The following is a 13,570-nucleotide window of genomic DNA, read 5'->3' as shown; positions in this document are numbered from 1 at the left end:
CAGGCCTTCAGAGGCGCGCGGCGGACAACTCGATGATCTCGTCGGTGATTTCGTCCTGGCGCACCCGCCTGTACTCGGCCAGCAGATCGGCGCTGCGCCGCTCGACGTTGCCCCGGGCGGCGACCATGGCCTGCATGCGTGCCTCGTTCTCCGCCGCGAAGGACAGCATCAGCGCCTCGCACAGCTCGGCGTAGACGTACTCCTCGGCCAAGCCGGCGACCAGACGGGCCGGCGCCAGGGTGACGGCGGGCGACGAGTGGCGGTGTGACGCCGGGAAGCGCCGGTAGTCGAACGGCAGCAGCGTGCGGGTCAGCACCGGCTGCCGCCCCGCCTCCCCCGGTTGCGCGTGGACCAGGCTCACGCGAGTCGGCGTTCCGTCGCCCAGACGGGCATACAGGGCGTCGGCCATGCGTCCCGCCAGGGCCGACATCTCGTCCGGATGCGCGATCATCGGCGCCGACCAGGCCGGTCTCAGGCCACGCTCGGCGGCCACCGTCGCGCCACGCTCGCCGAGCACCCACAGCTGTGCCCCGGCAGCGCCGAGACAGGCGCCGGCCGACTCCAGCACCCGCTCGTTGAAGCCGCCGACGAAGCCCTGCTCGGCGCACAGCGCCAGCACCAGGTGCCGCCGATCGCCACCGGCCGGAACCTCGGGGTACTGCGCCTCGGGCAGCAGCGCCAGCGCCTCGCCGATCGCCGTGCCGAGGGTTTCGGCATAGGCGCGCACACTGTCCAGGCAGTTCCGGGCCTCCCGCGAGCGGGCGGCGGCAATGGCGCGCATGGCGCCGATCACCAGACCCAGCTCGCGGGTGGTGGCCAGATGTCCGGCGACCTCGCCGAGCCGACCGCTCACGGCGCGCCTCCGGCCAGCTCGGCACAGAGCGCGCCGACCTGCTCGGCCAGCGCGGCGCGGCCGGCCTCGTCCAGCCGCCCCTCGCGGTGGACGGCCTGCACCAGTTCGCCCGCCCGCGCATCCAGCCAGGCCGGCAGGCGTCCGCGCAGGGTGTCGATCAGCGCCGGCGGATACGCATCGAACACACCGGCGCCGAGCGCCGCCAGCAGCGCCACCTGATCCGCCAGGCGCAGCGCGGCGAAGCGCGGCTGGGCGAGCAGTGCGCGACTGCGTTCGCCACGGACGATCTGCTGGCGCACGTGGCTGTCGCCGATGCCGCCGAAACGGGTGAACATCTCCAGCTCGAGAAATTGCGAATACTCCAGGCGCAGCCGTCCGGCCACCTCGCGCAGCACGGCGGGCTGGGCCTTGCCGCCGACCCGGCTGACCGACAGGCCGACGTCCACCGCCGGGCGCTGGTTGCCCGCGGCCAGGTGGCTGTCGAGAAAGATCTGCCCGTCGGTGATGGAAATCAGGTTGGTGGGGATATAGGCGGCCAGGTTGCCGGCCTCGGTCTGGGCGATCGGCAGCGCGGTCAGCGAACCGCCGCCGAGTTCCGGGGCCAGCTTGGCGGCGCGCTCCAGCAGGCGCGCGTGCAGGTAGAAGATATCTCCCGGATAGGCCTCGCGCCCCGGCGGCTCGTGGGTCAGCAGGGACAACTCGCGATGGGTGGCGGCGTGCTTGCTGAGGTCGTCGATGACGATCAGCGCATGCTGGCCGCGGTCGCGGAAATACTCGGCGATGCTGAAGCCGGCGAACGGCGCCACCCACTGCAGACCGGGCGACGAGGCGGCCGGGGCGACGACGAACACGCAGCGCTCCGCCGCGCCGTGCCGGCGCACCGCTTCGAGCGCCTGCTGCACGGCGCCGGCGCGCTGGCCGACGGCGACGTAGACGCAGATCAGCTCCGAATGCTTCTGGTTGACGATGGTGTCGAGCGCCAGCGCGGTCTTGCCGGTGGCGCGGTCGCCGATGATCAGCTCGCGCTGGCCGCGGCCGACGGAAAACAGCGCATCGACGATCAGCACGCCGGTTTCCACCGGCTCGCTGACCAGATCGCGCTCGATGATCGCCGGAGCCGGCCGCTCGATCGGCAGCCAGTCCTCGGCCGTCACCGGCTCGTCGCGGTCCAGCGGCCGCCCCAGCGGATCGACCACCCGGCCCAGCAGACCGGAGCCGACCGGCACCCGCAGCACCTCGCCGGTGCCGTGCACCTCGGAGCCGGCGGCGATGCCCTCACCGCCGTCGAGCAGCACCGCACCGATCGCGTCGCTGTCCAGGCTCAGGGCGAAACCGAGGCTGCCGTCGGCGAAACGCAGCAATTCGTTGAGCCGTACCCCCGGCAATCCGCCGACCTGCGCGATGCCGTCGGCGATCCGTTCGACCCGGCCGATCTCGCCGGCCTCGGGCCTGAGCGGGGTGCGCGCCAGCACCGCGCGGCTGCGCTCCAGCCAGGCGTCGGCGGCGATCCGGAGCGCTTCGGGATCAGGCGGATTCATGGCTCAACTCCCTGTGCAGCCGCGCCAGATCGGCGCGGAAACTGTTGCGCACCACGGCGTTGGAGCCCTCCAGTTCGAGTCCGGCGATCAGTCCGGGATCGACTGCCACCTTCAGCTCCGGCTCCCGTCCGAGCGCGCGCGCCAGCGCCTGGCGGCAAGCCTCCAGCTCCCCGGCGCTCGGCGTGCGCGGCACGCGCAGGGTCAGCGCGGCGGACTCGGCGCCGAGCGCCTGGCGCGCGGCCGCCGGCAACTCGTCCAGCCCGGCCAGCAGGCCATCGATGAAAGCGGATAGCCGCACGCTGTCCGGCAGCCGCTCCAGCAGTCGCGCGGCGATCTCCAGCGCCAGACGGGTGGCGCGTTCCTCGACCAGCGCCAGGGCAGCCTGCTGCCGTGCCACCTGGGCCTGCTCCGCCCGCTCGTGCAACTGCCGGACCTCCTCCTCGGCCTCCCGCAACAGGCGCGCCTTGACCCCCGCGACCTCCTGCTCCGCCGCCCGCAGCGCGGTATCCTGCCGGCTGGCCAGTTGCGCGCGGGCCGCCTCCGCCTCGGCGCGCACGCGCTCGGCGGCGGCCTTGGCCTCGGCGGCCTCATCGAGCAGCCGCCCGGCCTCGCTCTGCCGCTCGGCGACTATCTGCGCCACCGGCCGGAACAGGAAACGCGACAGCAGCCAGACGAGAATCAGAACGTTGACCGCCTGCAGGCCCAGGCTCCACCAATCCAGCGTCATGGGGCCGCGCTCAGTGGACGAAGGGGTTGGCGAACAGCAGCAGCACGGCGACCACCAGGCAGTAGATGGCCATGGTCTCGATCATCGCCAGACCGACGAACAGGGTGCGCGAGAGGGTGCCGGCGGCCTCCGGCTGGCGTGCGATGGCATCCATCGCCGCCGCCACCGCGCGCCCCTCGGCCAGTGCCGGGCCGAGGGCGCCGAAGGACACCGCCAGGGCGGCGCCGAGGATGCTGACGATCTCGATCGGGTTGTCCATGAATCACTCCTTTGAGGCAGGGTGCGTGCCGGCGGTTTCCTTCACGGCGGCGCCGATGAAGACCATCGCCAGGACACTGAAGATGTAGGCCTGGATCGCCCCGGTGAGCAGGTCCAGCGCCATGAAGGGAATCGGTACCAGCAGGCCGGCCAGCGACAGGGCGATGCCGAGCACGAACACGCCGCTCATGATGTTGCCGAACAGGCGCACGCTCAGCGAGAAGGTGCGGGTCAACTGCTCGACGATGTTCAGCGGGATCATCACCCAGCTCGGCTCGGCGAAGGTGCGCAGATAGCCGGCCGGGCCACGGCTCGCCACCCCGCAGGCGATGCTCGCGACGAACACGATCAGCGCCAGGGCGGCGTCGGTTTCCAGGCTGGCGGTGGGCGGCTCGATACCGGGGATCAGTTCCGCCCAGTTGGCGGCCAGGATGAACAGGAACAGGCTGCCGATCAGAGCACGGTAGGGGGCCGGCGAGACCTGCATGGTGTCGCGGATCTGCCCGTCGAGGACCGCCACCAGGAGTTCCAGCAGGCTTTGCCAGCGCGTCGGACGCAGGCGCAGGCGGCGGGTCAGCAGCCAACTGCCGCCGGCCAGCAGCGCCAGCAGCCCCCAGGTCACCGCCACCGCTTTGCCGATGGGCAGCGGGCCGAGCTGGAAGAGGGTTTCGCTGATCAAAGGCGAATGCATCATCGACATGCTCCTTCCCGCCGCAACAGCCGGCGGCGCGCCAGCAGCAGACCGCAGGCGCCGGCCAGCAGCGCGCCGAGGTCGAGGCGGATCAGTCCCGCCAGTACGGCGACGGTCAGCCCCAGGCGCAACGATTGCAGGGCCAGGGCGGCGGCGATCCGCCCCGCGGTGAACAGGCGCAGGTTCGCCGCCAGCGAGGAAAAATGCGCCCAGCCGGCGAGCAGCCCGACCAGCAGGCCGAGCCCCAGGGGCAGCGCGCTCTCCAGCAGCACCAACGCCTTCATTGCCGGTGCATCCAGCGCCAGGCCGACCAGAGCCCCAGGCAGGCGCCGAGGAACAGCAGCGCCGCGGCGAAGGTCACGCCCGTGCCGAACAGGCGATCCAGCCAGCGGCCGAGCAGCAGGCCGAGCAGCACGGGTACGACGATGGCCCAGCCGAGCACGCCGATCTGCCCCAGGCGCCGGCCCAGCGAAGGCTCCGGATCGCGGCGCGCCTGCTCCTCGCGGCGCACGGCACGACGCGCCGCCTCGCCCAACGGCTCGCGTCCCTCGTCTCGTTGCGGGTTCATCGGGGCTCTCCCTCGGGATCGAATGGTGTCTCGCCCTCGGCGCGCAGGTAGCGCACCAGTTGGCGCACCGCCTGGGTGTGCAGGCGCAGATGTTCGACCCGCGCCCGCCGGGCACTGTCGCGCCGGGTCTCGCGGGCCTCGCGCACCTGCGCCTCGAGCTGTTCGAGGCGCTCGCCGACGATGCCTTCGCGACAGGCGACGCGCAACTCGCCGCCGCTCAGGCTCAGCACGCCGCCGTGCACCGCACAGAAGCCTTGCTCGCCGCCCGCGCGGCGCCAGCGCAGCACCGTGGGCACCAGCACGGTGAGATAGTCGACATGGCCCGGCAGCAGGCCGAAGCCGCCGCTGGCATCCTCGCCGCGAAACGCCACCACGTCCGTGCAGTCGACCAGCACCTGCTGCGGAGTGACGATCCGCAGACGCAGGGGAAGGCTCATGCCGGCGTCTCCCCGCGCCTGGCCGCCTCTTCCCTGGCCCGGGCCTCCTCCAGGGTGCCGACCATGTACAGCGAACGCTCCTGCCAGTCGTCGCACTCCCCGGCGAGGATCGCCCGGCAGCCGGCCAGGGTATCGGCCAGCGCCACCGAGCGCCCCGGCATGCCGGTGAAGGCCTCGGTGACCGCGAAGGGCTGGGTCAGGAAGCGCTGCAGGCGCCGTGCCCGACCGACGATACGACGATCCTCGACGGCAAGCTCCTCGATGCCGAGCAGCGAGATCACATCCTGCAGGCTACGGTAGTGCTCGATGATCCGGCGCGCCTCGGTGGCGATGGCGACGTGCTCCGCGCCCACCACCAGCGGGTCGAGCAGCAACGAGGAGGAGGCGATGGGATCGACCGCCGGGTACATGCCCTGCGCCGCCATGGCGCGGGACAGCACCACCATGCTGTCGACGTGGGCGGCCAGGGCGGTCACCGCCGGATCGGTGAAGTCGTCGGCGGGCACGTACACCGCCTCGATGGCGGTCACCGCCACGCCGCCGACCGAAACGATGCGCTCCTGCAGCGCGGCCACCTCGTCGGCCAGGGTCGGCTGGTAGCCGACCCGCGACGGCAGGCGGCCGAGCAGGCCGGACACCTCGGCGCCGGCCTGCACGAAGCGGAACACGTTGTCCATCAGCAGCAGCACGTTCTGCCGTCGCTCGTCGCGGAAGTATTCGGCGATGCTCAGGGCGGTCAGCGGCACGCGCCAGCGCGCCCCGGGCGGCTCGTTCATCTGCCCGTAGACCAGCACGGTGTGCGGCAGCACGCCGGAGTTGCGCATGTCGAGCAGCATCTCGTGCCCCTCGCGGGAACGCTCGCCGACCCCGGCGAACACCGAGATACCCCGATAGCGCTCGACCATGGCGTGGATCAGTTCCATCACCAGTACCGTCTTGCCGACCCCGGCGCCGCCGAACATCGCCGCCTTGCCGCCCTGCACCAGGGGCGTGAGCAGGTCGATGACCTTGATCCCGGTGGCGAACGGCTCGCTTGTCGCGGCCTGCGCCGCGAGCGGCGGCGGCGAACGGTGGATGGGCCGGCGCGGCACGTCGTCCGGCAGCGGCGGGCCCTTGTCGCCGACGACACCGCCGACGTCGAGCAGGCGGCCGAGCACGGCCTCGCCCACCGGCACCCTGAGCGGCCCGCCCAGGGTGCGCGCCATGACGCCGCGCGGCAGGCCGGAGGTGGCCGCCAGGGCGATGGCGCGCACCCGTCGCGCGTCAAGATGGGCCTGCACCTCGGCCAGCAGCGGCTCTCCGTCGTCGCGCAGGATCGCCAGGGCATCGCCGATCGGCGGCAACCCCGCCGGGAACGTCACATCGATCACCGCACCGCGCACGGCACTGACCAGTCCTTCGAGCTGCGCTGCCACCATCCCTTCCCTCGTCCCCGGACGGGGTTCCCTTCCCTATCCATAGTGGACAAGCGCCCCTTCGCGGCGCAAGGTCGGATCGTCGCAGCCGTGCTCCCGCAAACGCTCAGTGCCGCGCTTCCGGCTCCTCGCCGCGCTCCTGCACCAGCACCCAGGGCGCAACCACCACCGCCCACAGCGGCGGCTCGCGTTCGAGCAGGTCCTCGGCGCGGCTTTCCTCCAGCTTCGCCAGTTGGCCGCCGCCCAGCCAGGCGGCCACACTGGCCCGATCGTCCTCGGCGACGGCCAGCGCCACCGCCACCAGATCCACCTCGGCGGCGACCCAGAGCAGCGCGCCGCGAGCGAAAAAGGGCTGCAGTTCCGCCCAGCCGATCCGGGCCGTTTCGCCGAGCAGCTTGACGTAGAGGGGGTTGGTCGTGTCTGTCATGGAAGATTCACCGGGCATGCGAGGGCCGCCATCATAGCGGCGCGGCGGAACCGGGCAAGTGCCGGCCGGCAAGGTTTCCAAGCGGCGAAAGGCACCCTTAAACTGTAACGAAACGCCCTGCGCAGAAGAGGGCCGGGCCGGAGCGGCCCCCGCAACGACAGAACGAGGGATAACATGCACAAGGCTACCCGACACCTTTCCCGGCTGTTCGCCGCCCTGGCGCTGGCCGGAGCGGCGCTCCACGCGGCCGCCGCCGAACCGATCCGCATCGCCCTGGCCGGACCGGTCACCGGTCCCGTGGCGCAATACGGCGACATGCAGTTCATCGGCGCGAAACTGGCCATCGAACGGATCAACCAGGCCGGTGGAGTGAACGGCCGACTCCTCGAAGGCACCGTCTACGACGACGCCTGCGATCCCAAGCAGGCGGTCGCGGTGGCCAACAAGATCGTCAACGACGGCATAGCCTTCGTCGTCGGCCACCTCTGCTCCAGCTCGACCCAGCCCGCCGCGGACATCTACGAGGACGAGGGCGTGCTGATGATCACCCCCGCCGCGACCAGCCCGCAGATCACCGCCCAGGGACACCGCTTGATCTTCCGTACCATCGGCCTGGACAGCCTGCAGGGACCGACCGCGGGCAACTTCATCACCGAGCGGATCAAGCCCGGGCGCGTCGCGGTGCTGCACGACAAGCAGCAGTACGGCGAGGGCATCGCCAGCGCGGTCAGGAAGACCCTGCGGGACAAGGGTGTCGAAGTGGCGCTGTACGAGGGCATCAACGCCGGCGACAAGGACTTTTCGACGATGATCGCCAAGCTCAAGCAGGCCGGCGTCGACTTCGTCTACTACGGCGGCTACCACCCGGAACTCGGCCTGCTGTTGCGCCAGTCCGCGGAAAAGGGTCTGAAGGTACGCTTCATGGGACCGGAAGGGGTCGGCAACAAGGAGCTTTCCGCCATCGCCGGGGGCGCCGCCGAGGGCCTGCTGATCACCCTGCCGCGCGCCTTCGACCAGGCCCCGGAGAACCAGCCGCTGGTCGAGGCCTTCAAGGCCAAGAACCAGGACCCCAGCGGCCCCTTCGTGTTCCCCGCCTATGCCGCCGTGCAACTGATCGCCCAGGGCATCGGAAAAGCCGGCAGCGACGATCCCGAGGCGGTCGCCGAGGCCCTGCGCGACAACAGCTTCGACACCGTGACCGGCACCCTGGCCTTCGATGCCAGGGGCGATCTGAAGGATTTCGGTTTCGAAGTCTACGAGTGGCACCGGGACGCGACCAAGACGCCGGTCGAGTAGGTTGCCTGCGCAGGAGCGAGGGGGACGCCCGGTCCTTGCCCGCGATGCTTTTGTCCTGCGCGGCCCCTGGCGGATCAGCGCTCGACGGCGAGGACTCGGCGTCTCCCCCTGGCTCCCCCCCTTCGAGGAATACCCATTGCCGGCCCCGCGCGGGCTTCGAGGAGTCCAGGCAATGCCCGATCTCTACCACTACCTGCAACAACTGGTGAACGGCCTGACGGTCGGCAGCACCTATGCGCTGATCGCCATCGGCTACACCATGGTCTACGGCATCATCGGCATGATCAACTTCGCCCACGGCGAGGTGTACATGATCGCCTCCTATGTGGCCTTCATCGTCATCGCCGGACTGTCCATGCTCGGCCTGGACCAGTTGCCGCTGCTGATGGCCGGCGCCTTCGCCGCGAGCATCGTGGTCGCCAGCGCCTACGGCTATTCCATCGAGCGCATCGCCTACCGCCCGCTGCGCGGCGGCAACCGGTTGATCCCGCTGATTTCGGCGATCGGCATGTCGATCTTCCTGCAGAACGAGGTCCTGCTGTCCCAGGGCTCGCGCGACAAGGCGATCCCCAGCCTGCTGCCGGGCAACCTGGTCATCGGCGAAAGCGCCATGCACGGCGTGGTGATCTCCTGGATACAGATGCTGATCTTCGCCGTCACCCTGCTGGTCATGCTCGGTCTCCACCTGTTCATCTCCCGTTCGCGCCTCGGCCGCGCCTGCCGCGCCTGTGCCGAGGACCTGAAGATGGCCGGCCTGCTGGGCATCGACACCCACCGGATCATCGCCCTGACCTTCGTCATCGGCGCCGCCCTGGCCGCGGTGGCCGCGGTGCTGCTGGGCCTGCAGTACGGGGTGATCAACCCGCAACAGGGCTTTCTCGCCGGCATCAAGGCGTTCACCGCCGCGGTGCTCGGCGGCATCGGCAGCATTCCCGGGGCCATGCTCGGCGGCCTGCTGCTGGGAGTCGCCGAAGCCTTCGGCGCCGACCTGTTCGGCGATCCGTACAAGGATGTGGTGGCCTTCGGCCTGCTGATACTGGTGCTGTTGTTCCGCCCCACCGGCATTCTCGGTCGCCCGGAGGTGGAGAAGGTATGAGTCCCCGACTGAAGACCGCCCTGTTCAGCGCCCTGCTGGTGCTCGCCGTGGCCTGGCCGGTGCTCGGCCTCAGGCTGACCACCGTCGGTATCCGCCTGGAAGTGCACAACGCCAGCCCGGCGCTGCTCTGCAGCATCGCCGCCGCGGCCGTCGGCATGTTCTGCTGGCAACTCTGGCGCGACCGCCTCGCCGTGCTCTGGAGCGGAGCGCCGCGACCTCCCGGCGTGCCGAACCGGCTGAAGGACATCCTCACCCGCCCCGCGACCCAGCGCTGGGGCGTGCTCGCCCTGCTGCTGCCGGCCCTGGTCTGGCCGTTCCTCGCCTCGCGTGGCGCCGTGGACCTGGCCACCCTGATCCTCATCTACGCCATGCTGGGACTCGGCCTGAACATCGTGGTCGGCCTCGCCGGCCTGCTCGATCTCGGTTACGTCGGCTTCTACGCGGTCGGCGCCTACACCTACGCCCTGCTCTCGCAGCACTTCGGCCTGGGCTTCTGGACCTGCCTGCCGATCGCCGGGGCGATGGCCGCGCTGTTCGGCTTCCTGCTCGGCTTTCCGGTGCTGCGCCTGCGCGGTGACTACCTGGCCATCGTCACCCTGGGCTTCGGCGAGATCATCCGCATCCTGCTGCGCAACCTCACCGAACTCACCGGCGGTCCCAACGGCATCGGCGGCATCGACAGGCCGACTTTCTTCGGCCTGACCTTCGAGCGCCGCGCCCCGGAGGGCCTGCAGACCTTCCACGGCTTCTTCGGCCTGCCCTACGACTCGGCGGACAAGGTGATCTTCCTCTACCTGATCGCCCTCTCGCTGGTGCTGCTCACCCTGTTCGTCATCAATCGCCTGCTGCGCATGCCGATCGGCCGTGCCTGGGAAGCCCTGCGCGAGGACGAGATCGCCTGCCGCGCGCTGGGCCTCAACCCCACCGCCATCAAGCTCTCGGCCTTCACCCTCGGCGCCTGCTTCGCCGGATTCGCCGGCAGCTTCTTCGCCGCCCGCCAGGGGCTGGTGACGCCGGAGTCCTTCACCTTCATCGAGTCGGCGGTGATCCTCGCCATCGTCGTGCTGGGCGGCATGGGCTCGCAACTGGGGGTGATCCTCGCCGCGATGGTGATGATCCTGCTTCCCGAACTGATGCGCGAGTTCAGCGAGTACCGCATGCTGCTGTTCGGCGCCCTGCTGGTGCTGATGATGGTCTGGCGGCCGCAGGGCCTGTTGCCCATGCAGCGTCCGCACCTGGAGCTGAAACCATGAGCCGCCCGCTGCTGGAAGTGCGCGACCTGGCCATGCGCTTCGGCGGCCTGCTGGCGGTCGACGGCGTGAACCTCCGCCTCGGCGAACGGCAGGTGCTGTCGATGATCGGCCCCAACGGCGCCGGCAAGACCACGGTGTTCAACTGCCTGACCGGCTTCTACAGGCCCAGCGCCGGCGAGATCCTCCTCGACGGCGAAGCGATCCAGGGCCTGCCGGGCCACAGGATCGCCCGCAAGGGCGTGGTGCGCACCTTCCAGAACGTCCGCCTGTTCAGGGAGATGACCACGCTGGAAAACCTCCTGGTGGCCCAGCACCGCCACCTGAACACCAATTTCTTCGCCGGCCTGCTGAAGACTCCGGCCTTCCGCCGCAGCGAGCGCCAGGCCCTGGAGCTCGCCCATCACTGGCTGGAACGGGTCGGCCTGGGCGATTGCGCCAACCGTCCCGCCGGCACCCTCGCCTACGGCCAGCAGCGTCGTCTGGAAATCGCCCGCTGCATGACGACCCGCCCGCGCATCCTGATGCTCGACGAGCCGGCCGCCGGCCTCAACCCGCGGGAAACCGAGGAGCTCAAGGCATTGATCGGCCTGCTGCGCGACGAACACGGCCTCGGCGTGCTGCTGATCGAGCACGACATGCCGCTGGTGATGGGCATTTCCGACCGGATCGTGGCGATCAACCAGGGCCGTCCGCTGGCCGAGGGCACGCCGGCACAGATCCGCAGCCATCCCGAGGTGATCAAGGCCTATCTGGGGGAAGCCTGATGCTACGCTTCGACAACGTTTCCACCTGCTACGGCAAGATCCAGGCGCTCCACGGAGTGAGCCTGGAGGTGCGCGAAGGCGAGATCGTCACCCTGATCGGCGCCAACGGCGCCGGCAAGTCGACCCTGCTGATGACCCTCTGCGGCACGCCGCGGGCCAGCGCCGGGAGCATCCGCTACCGCGGCGAGGAACTGGTCGGCCAGGATACCGGCGCGATCATGCGCAAGGGCATCGCAGTGGTCCCGGAAGGCCGGCGCATCTTCGCCCGCCTGACGGTCGAGGAGAACCTCGCGATGGGCGGCTTCTTCGCCGGCCGGGGAGAAGTCGAAGAGCGCCTGGAGCGCGTGCTGGAACTCTTCCCGCGGCTGAGGGAGCGCTACGCCCAGCGCGGCGGCACCCTGTCCGGCGGCGAGCAGCAGATGCTCGCCATCGGCCGCGCGCTGATGAGCCGGCCGCGCCTGCTGCTGCTCGACGAACCCTCCCTGGGCCTGGCGCCGCTGATCATCCAGCGGATCTTCGCGATCATCGAGCAATTGCGCGAGAAAGGCGTCACGGTCTTCCTGGTCGAGCAGAACGCCAACCAGGCGCTCAAGCTGGCCGACCGCGGCTACGTGCTGGAGAACGGGCGGATCGTCATGCAGGGCACGGGCGAGGAACTGCTCGGCGATGCGCGGGTATGCGAGGCCTACCTGGGCGGCTGAGCCATCTAGTGTCCCGGCAGATGGCCGAGGTCGATCGGCTCGCCGGGGCGCAGCCCCAGCTTGTGGCGGATGTCCTCGAACATGGCGTCGTATTCGTCGTGTTCGCGCAGGATCGGGCCGAAGCGCGGATGCAGGCCATGACGCACGGAGATCCGGGTCAGTTCGTTCATGAAGTCGAAGGCCATGTCGCGCGGCAGTTCGCACTCCTCCGTGAAGGGCTTGCCATCGATCTCGCCGTCCATGCGCATGTGCAACAACCGCCCCCTTTCCGGCGTCTCGCGCACCTCGTAATGCACATCGTAGGCGAAGGTCTGCGGATCGGACTTGTCCGGCAGATGTTCGCGATGCAGATGACCCGGCTTGAACATGGGAATCTCCTCGCAGGGAATGAGGCCGAACGGCGCGGCCTCCCGCCCGGAATCGGCGGAGCGCCGCCCATTCAGTGTAGATAGCGTCGATCGCCAGTCCTCCGGCGAATCGTCGCCGGGCTTGAGATCGACCGCCCCGCTGGTTAACGTGGGCCCCCTTTCAGGAGACCGCCGATGCGCCTTGTCCGCCCCCTCTTGTACTGTCTTCTGCCCCTGTTCGCCGGCTGCCAGTCGTTGGCCGGCGAAAACCGGGTCCCCACGGACGGGCAGACCCGCCTGCGGGGCGAACTGAGCATGCGCGACGGCGATCTGCTGCTGCGCCCGTGCGACGAACAGCGCCGCTTCGTGCTGGTCGATGCCGGCGACCTCGGGCTGGCCGAGGATATCCGCGCTCTGCAGGGAGGCGGCAAGGACCCGCTGTTCGTCGACCTTGGCGGCAGATTCGGCTCCAGCGACAAATCCGGCGTGGACGGGCGCATCGAGGCGATCCGGCTCTATCGCCTGGAGCTCGGCAGCCGGGGCTGCAAGGACCCGGACTTCCACCGGATGATCCTGCGCGCCGCGGGCAACGAACCCTTCTGGAGCGTCGGCGTCGGCGGCAAGGGCCTGCTGCTGCAGCGCCCCGGCCAGCCGCCCCTGGCCCTGCCCTACCTGGAGGAGCAACTGCCCGGCGGCAGCCTCAACCTGACCAGCGAGGCCGATGGCCGGCGCCTGGAGCTCTGGGTGGCGCCACAGCGCTGCGTCGACTCCATGAGCGGCGCGGTCCGCCATCTGAGCGCCGAGCTGCGCCTCGACGGCCAGGTGCAACGTGGCTGCGCCTATTTCGGCGGCGGTCGGGAAGAGTGAATCACCAGGGCTTGCCACGGGTTCGCCCGTTCACCGGCAGCCGCCTGCGCAGCGCCGCCCTGGCCAGCATGTGCGCACTGACCGGCGCGCTGATGAAGAGGAACAGGGTGAGCAGCAGCTCATGCAGGCTCGGCCCTTCCGGCCGCCCGGCGAAGAACAGCATCGAGGCGATCACCATGCCGCCCACTCCCAGGGTGGTGGCCTTGGTCGGAGCGTGCAGGCGGGTGTAGAAGTCCGGCAGGCGGTACAGGCCGATGGCGCCGATCAGGGCGAACAGGCTGCCGAGGACCAGGAACAGGCTGACCAGCGCTTCGATCCAGAATGGCATGGAC

Annotated in this window: 18 protein-coding genes; 6 read left to right on the top strand and 12 right to left on the bottom strand. The window is 70.2% G+C overall.

Annotated elements, in window-relative coordinates:
- Positions 1-7: 7 nt before the first annotated feature.
- The 10 genes from AVCA_RS09030 to AVCA_RS08985 all read right to left on the bottom strand — a co-directional run bounded on the left by AVCA_RS09030 (position 8) and on the right by AVCA_RS08985 (position 6,914).
- Complete coding sequence (locus AVCA_RS09030) at positions 8-853, bottom strand: F0F1 ATP synthase subunit gamma (RefSeq protein ID WP_012700593.1); 846 nt, start codon at positions 851-853, stop codon at positions 8-10.
- Entirely contained in the window at positions 850-2,391 is a 1,542-nt protein-coding gene (locus AVCA_RS09025) for a F0F1 ATP synthase subunit alpha (protein ID WP_012700592.1), read from the bottom strand. The genes AVCA_RS09030 and AVCA_RS09025 overlap by 4 nt, the downstream gene beginning before the upstream one ends.
- Entirely contained in the window at positions 2,378-3,118 is a 741-nt protein-coding gene (locus AVCA_RS09020; protein ID WP_012700591.1) for a F0F1 ATP synthase subunit delta, read from the bottom strand. Before AVCA_RS09020 ends, AVCA_RS09025 begins: the two co-directional genes overlap by 14 nt.
- Positions 3,119-3,128: 10 nt before the next feature.
- Positions 3,129-3,377, bottom strand: a complete 249-nt coding sequence (locus AVCA_RS09015) for a F0F1 ATP synthase subunit C (RefSeq protein WP_012700590.1) — start codon at positions 3,375-3,377, stop codon at positions 3,129-3,131.
- A 3-nt stretch (positions 3,378-3,380) separates the two neighbouring features.
- A complete protein-coding gene (locus AVCA_RS09010; RefSeq protein WP_231876194.1) occupies positions 3,381-4,070 on the bottom strand; it encodes a F0F1 ATP synthase subunit A in 690 nt (229 codons plus the stop codon).
- Positions 4,067-4,351 (bottom strand): N-ATPase subunit AtpR, encoded by a 285-nt coding sequence (locus AVCA_RS09005; protein ID WP_012700588.1) that lies wholly within the window; start codon positions 4,349-4,351, stop codon positions 4,067-4,069. The genes AVCA_RS09010 and AVCA_RS09005 overlap by 4 nt, the downstream gene beginning before the upstream one ends.
- Entirely contained in the window at positions 4,348-4,635 is a 288-nt protein-coding gene (locus tag AVCA_RS09000; protein WP_012700587.1) for an AtpZ/AtpI family protein, read from the bottom strand. Before AVCA_RS09000 ends, AVCA_RS09005 begins: the two co-directional genes overlap by 4 nt.
- Positions 4,632-5,072: a F0F1 ATP synthase subunit epsilon gene (locus tag AVCA_RS08995; protein WP_012700586.1), complete on the bottom strand. Its 441-nt coding sequence runs from the start codon at positions 5,070-5,072 to the stop codon at positions 4,632-4,634. Before AVCA_RS08995 ends, AVCA_RS09000 begins: the two co-directional genes overlap by 4 nt.
- On the bottom strand, positions 5,069-6,490 hold the full coding sequence (gene atpD / locus AVCA_RS08990) for a F0F1 ATP synthase subunit beta (protein WP_012700585.1): 1,422 nt from the start codon (positions 6,488-6,490) through the stop codon (positions 5,069-5,071). Before atpD ends, AVCA_RS08995 begins: the two co-directional genes overlap by 4 nt.
- Before the next feature lie 103 nt (positions 6,491-6,593).
- Complete coding sequence (locus tag AVCA_RS08985) at positions 6,594-6,914, bottom strand: DUF2288 domain-containing protein (RefSeq protein ID WP_012700584.1); 321 nt, start codon at positions 6,912-6,914, stop codon at positions 6,594-6,596.
- 174 nt (positions 6,915-7,088) lie between these two features.
- Here AVCA_RS08985 and AVCA_RS08980 point away from each other — a divergent pair, with 174 nt between their 5' ends.
- The 5 genes from AVCA_RS08980 to AVCA_RS08960 all read left to right on the top strand — a co-directional run bounded on the left by AVCA_RS08980 (position 7,089) and on the right by AVCA_RS08960 (position 12,024).
- A complete protein-coding gene (locus AVCA_RS08980) occupies positions 7,089-8,210 on the top strand; it encodes a branched-chain amino acid ABC transporter substrate-binding protein (RefSeq protein ID WP_012700583.1) in 1,122 nt (373 codons plus the stop codon).
- A 172-nt stretch (positions 8,211-8,382) separates the two neighbouring features.
- Positions 8,383-9,306, top strand: coding sequence for a high-affinity branched-chain amino acid ABC transporter permease LivH (livH, locus tag AVCA_RS08975; protein WP_012700582.1), 924 nt, complete (start codon positions 8,383-8,385; stop codon positions 9,304-9,306).
- Complete coding sequence (locus AVCA_RS08970; RefSeq protein ID WP_012700581.1) at positions 9,303-10,559, top strand: high-affinity branched-chain amino acid ABC transporter permease LivM; 1,257 nt, start codon at positions 9,303-9,305, stop codon at positions 10,557-10,559. Before livH ends, AVCA_RS08970 begins: the two co-directional genes overlap by 4 nt.
- Positions 10,556-11,323, top strand: coding sequence for a high-affinity branched-chain amino acid ABC transporter ATP-binding protein LivG (livG, locus tag AVCA_RS08965; RefSeq protein ID WP_012700580.1), 768 nt, complete (start codon positions 10,556-10,558; stop codon positions 11,321-11,323). Before AVCA_RS08970 ends, livG begins: the two co-directional genes overlap by 4 nt.
- On the top strand, positions 11,323-12,024 hold the full coding sequence (locus AVCA_RS08960) for an ABC transporter ATP-binding protein (protein ID WP_012700579.1): 702 nt from the start codon (positions 11,323-11,325) through the stop codon (positions 12,022-12,024). The genes livG and AVCA_RS08960 overlap by 1 nt, the downstream gene beginning before the upstream one ends.
- A 5-nt stretch (positions 12,025-12,029) precedes the next feature.
- Here the strand turns inward: AVCA_RS08960 and AVCA_RS08955 are convergent, their stop codons facing one another.
- A complete protein-coding gene (locus tag AVCA_RS08955; RefSeq protein ID WP_012700578.1) occupies positions 12,030-12,392 on the bottom strand; it encodes a DUF5064 family protein in 363 nt (120 codons plus the stop codon).
- 174 nt (positions 12,393-12,566) lie between these two features.
- Between AVCA_RS08955 and AVCA_RS08950 the strand changes: the two genes are divergently transcribed.
- Complete coding sequence (locus AVCA_RS08950; protein ID WP_175555913.1) at positions 12,567-13,238, top strand: COG3650 family protein; 672 nt, start codon at positions 12,567-12,569, stop codon at positions 13,236-13,238.
- Between the two features lies 1 nt (position 13,239).
- Here the strand turns inward: AVCA_RS08950 and AVCA_RS08945 are convergent, their stop codons facing one another.
- Entirely contained in the window at positions 13,240-13,566 is a 327-nt protein-coding gene (locus AVCA_RS08945) for a Na+/H+ antiporter subunit G (protein ID WP_012700576.1), read from the bottom strand.
- Positions 13,567-13,570: the final 4 nt, after the last annotated feature.

Origin of the sequence: Azotobacter vinelandii CA (assembly GCF_000380335.1) — a bacterium.
Classification (GTDB): domain Bacteria; phylum Pseudomonadota; class Gammaproteobacteria; order Pseudomonadales; family Pseudomonadaceae; genus Azotobacter; species Azotobacter vinelandii.
The sequence above is the reverse complement of the archived record's forward strand: the minus strand, read 5'-3'. Positions and strand labels throughout refer to the sequence as shown.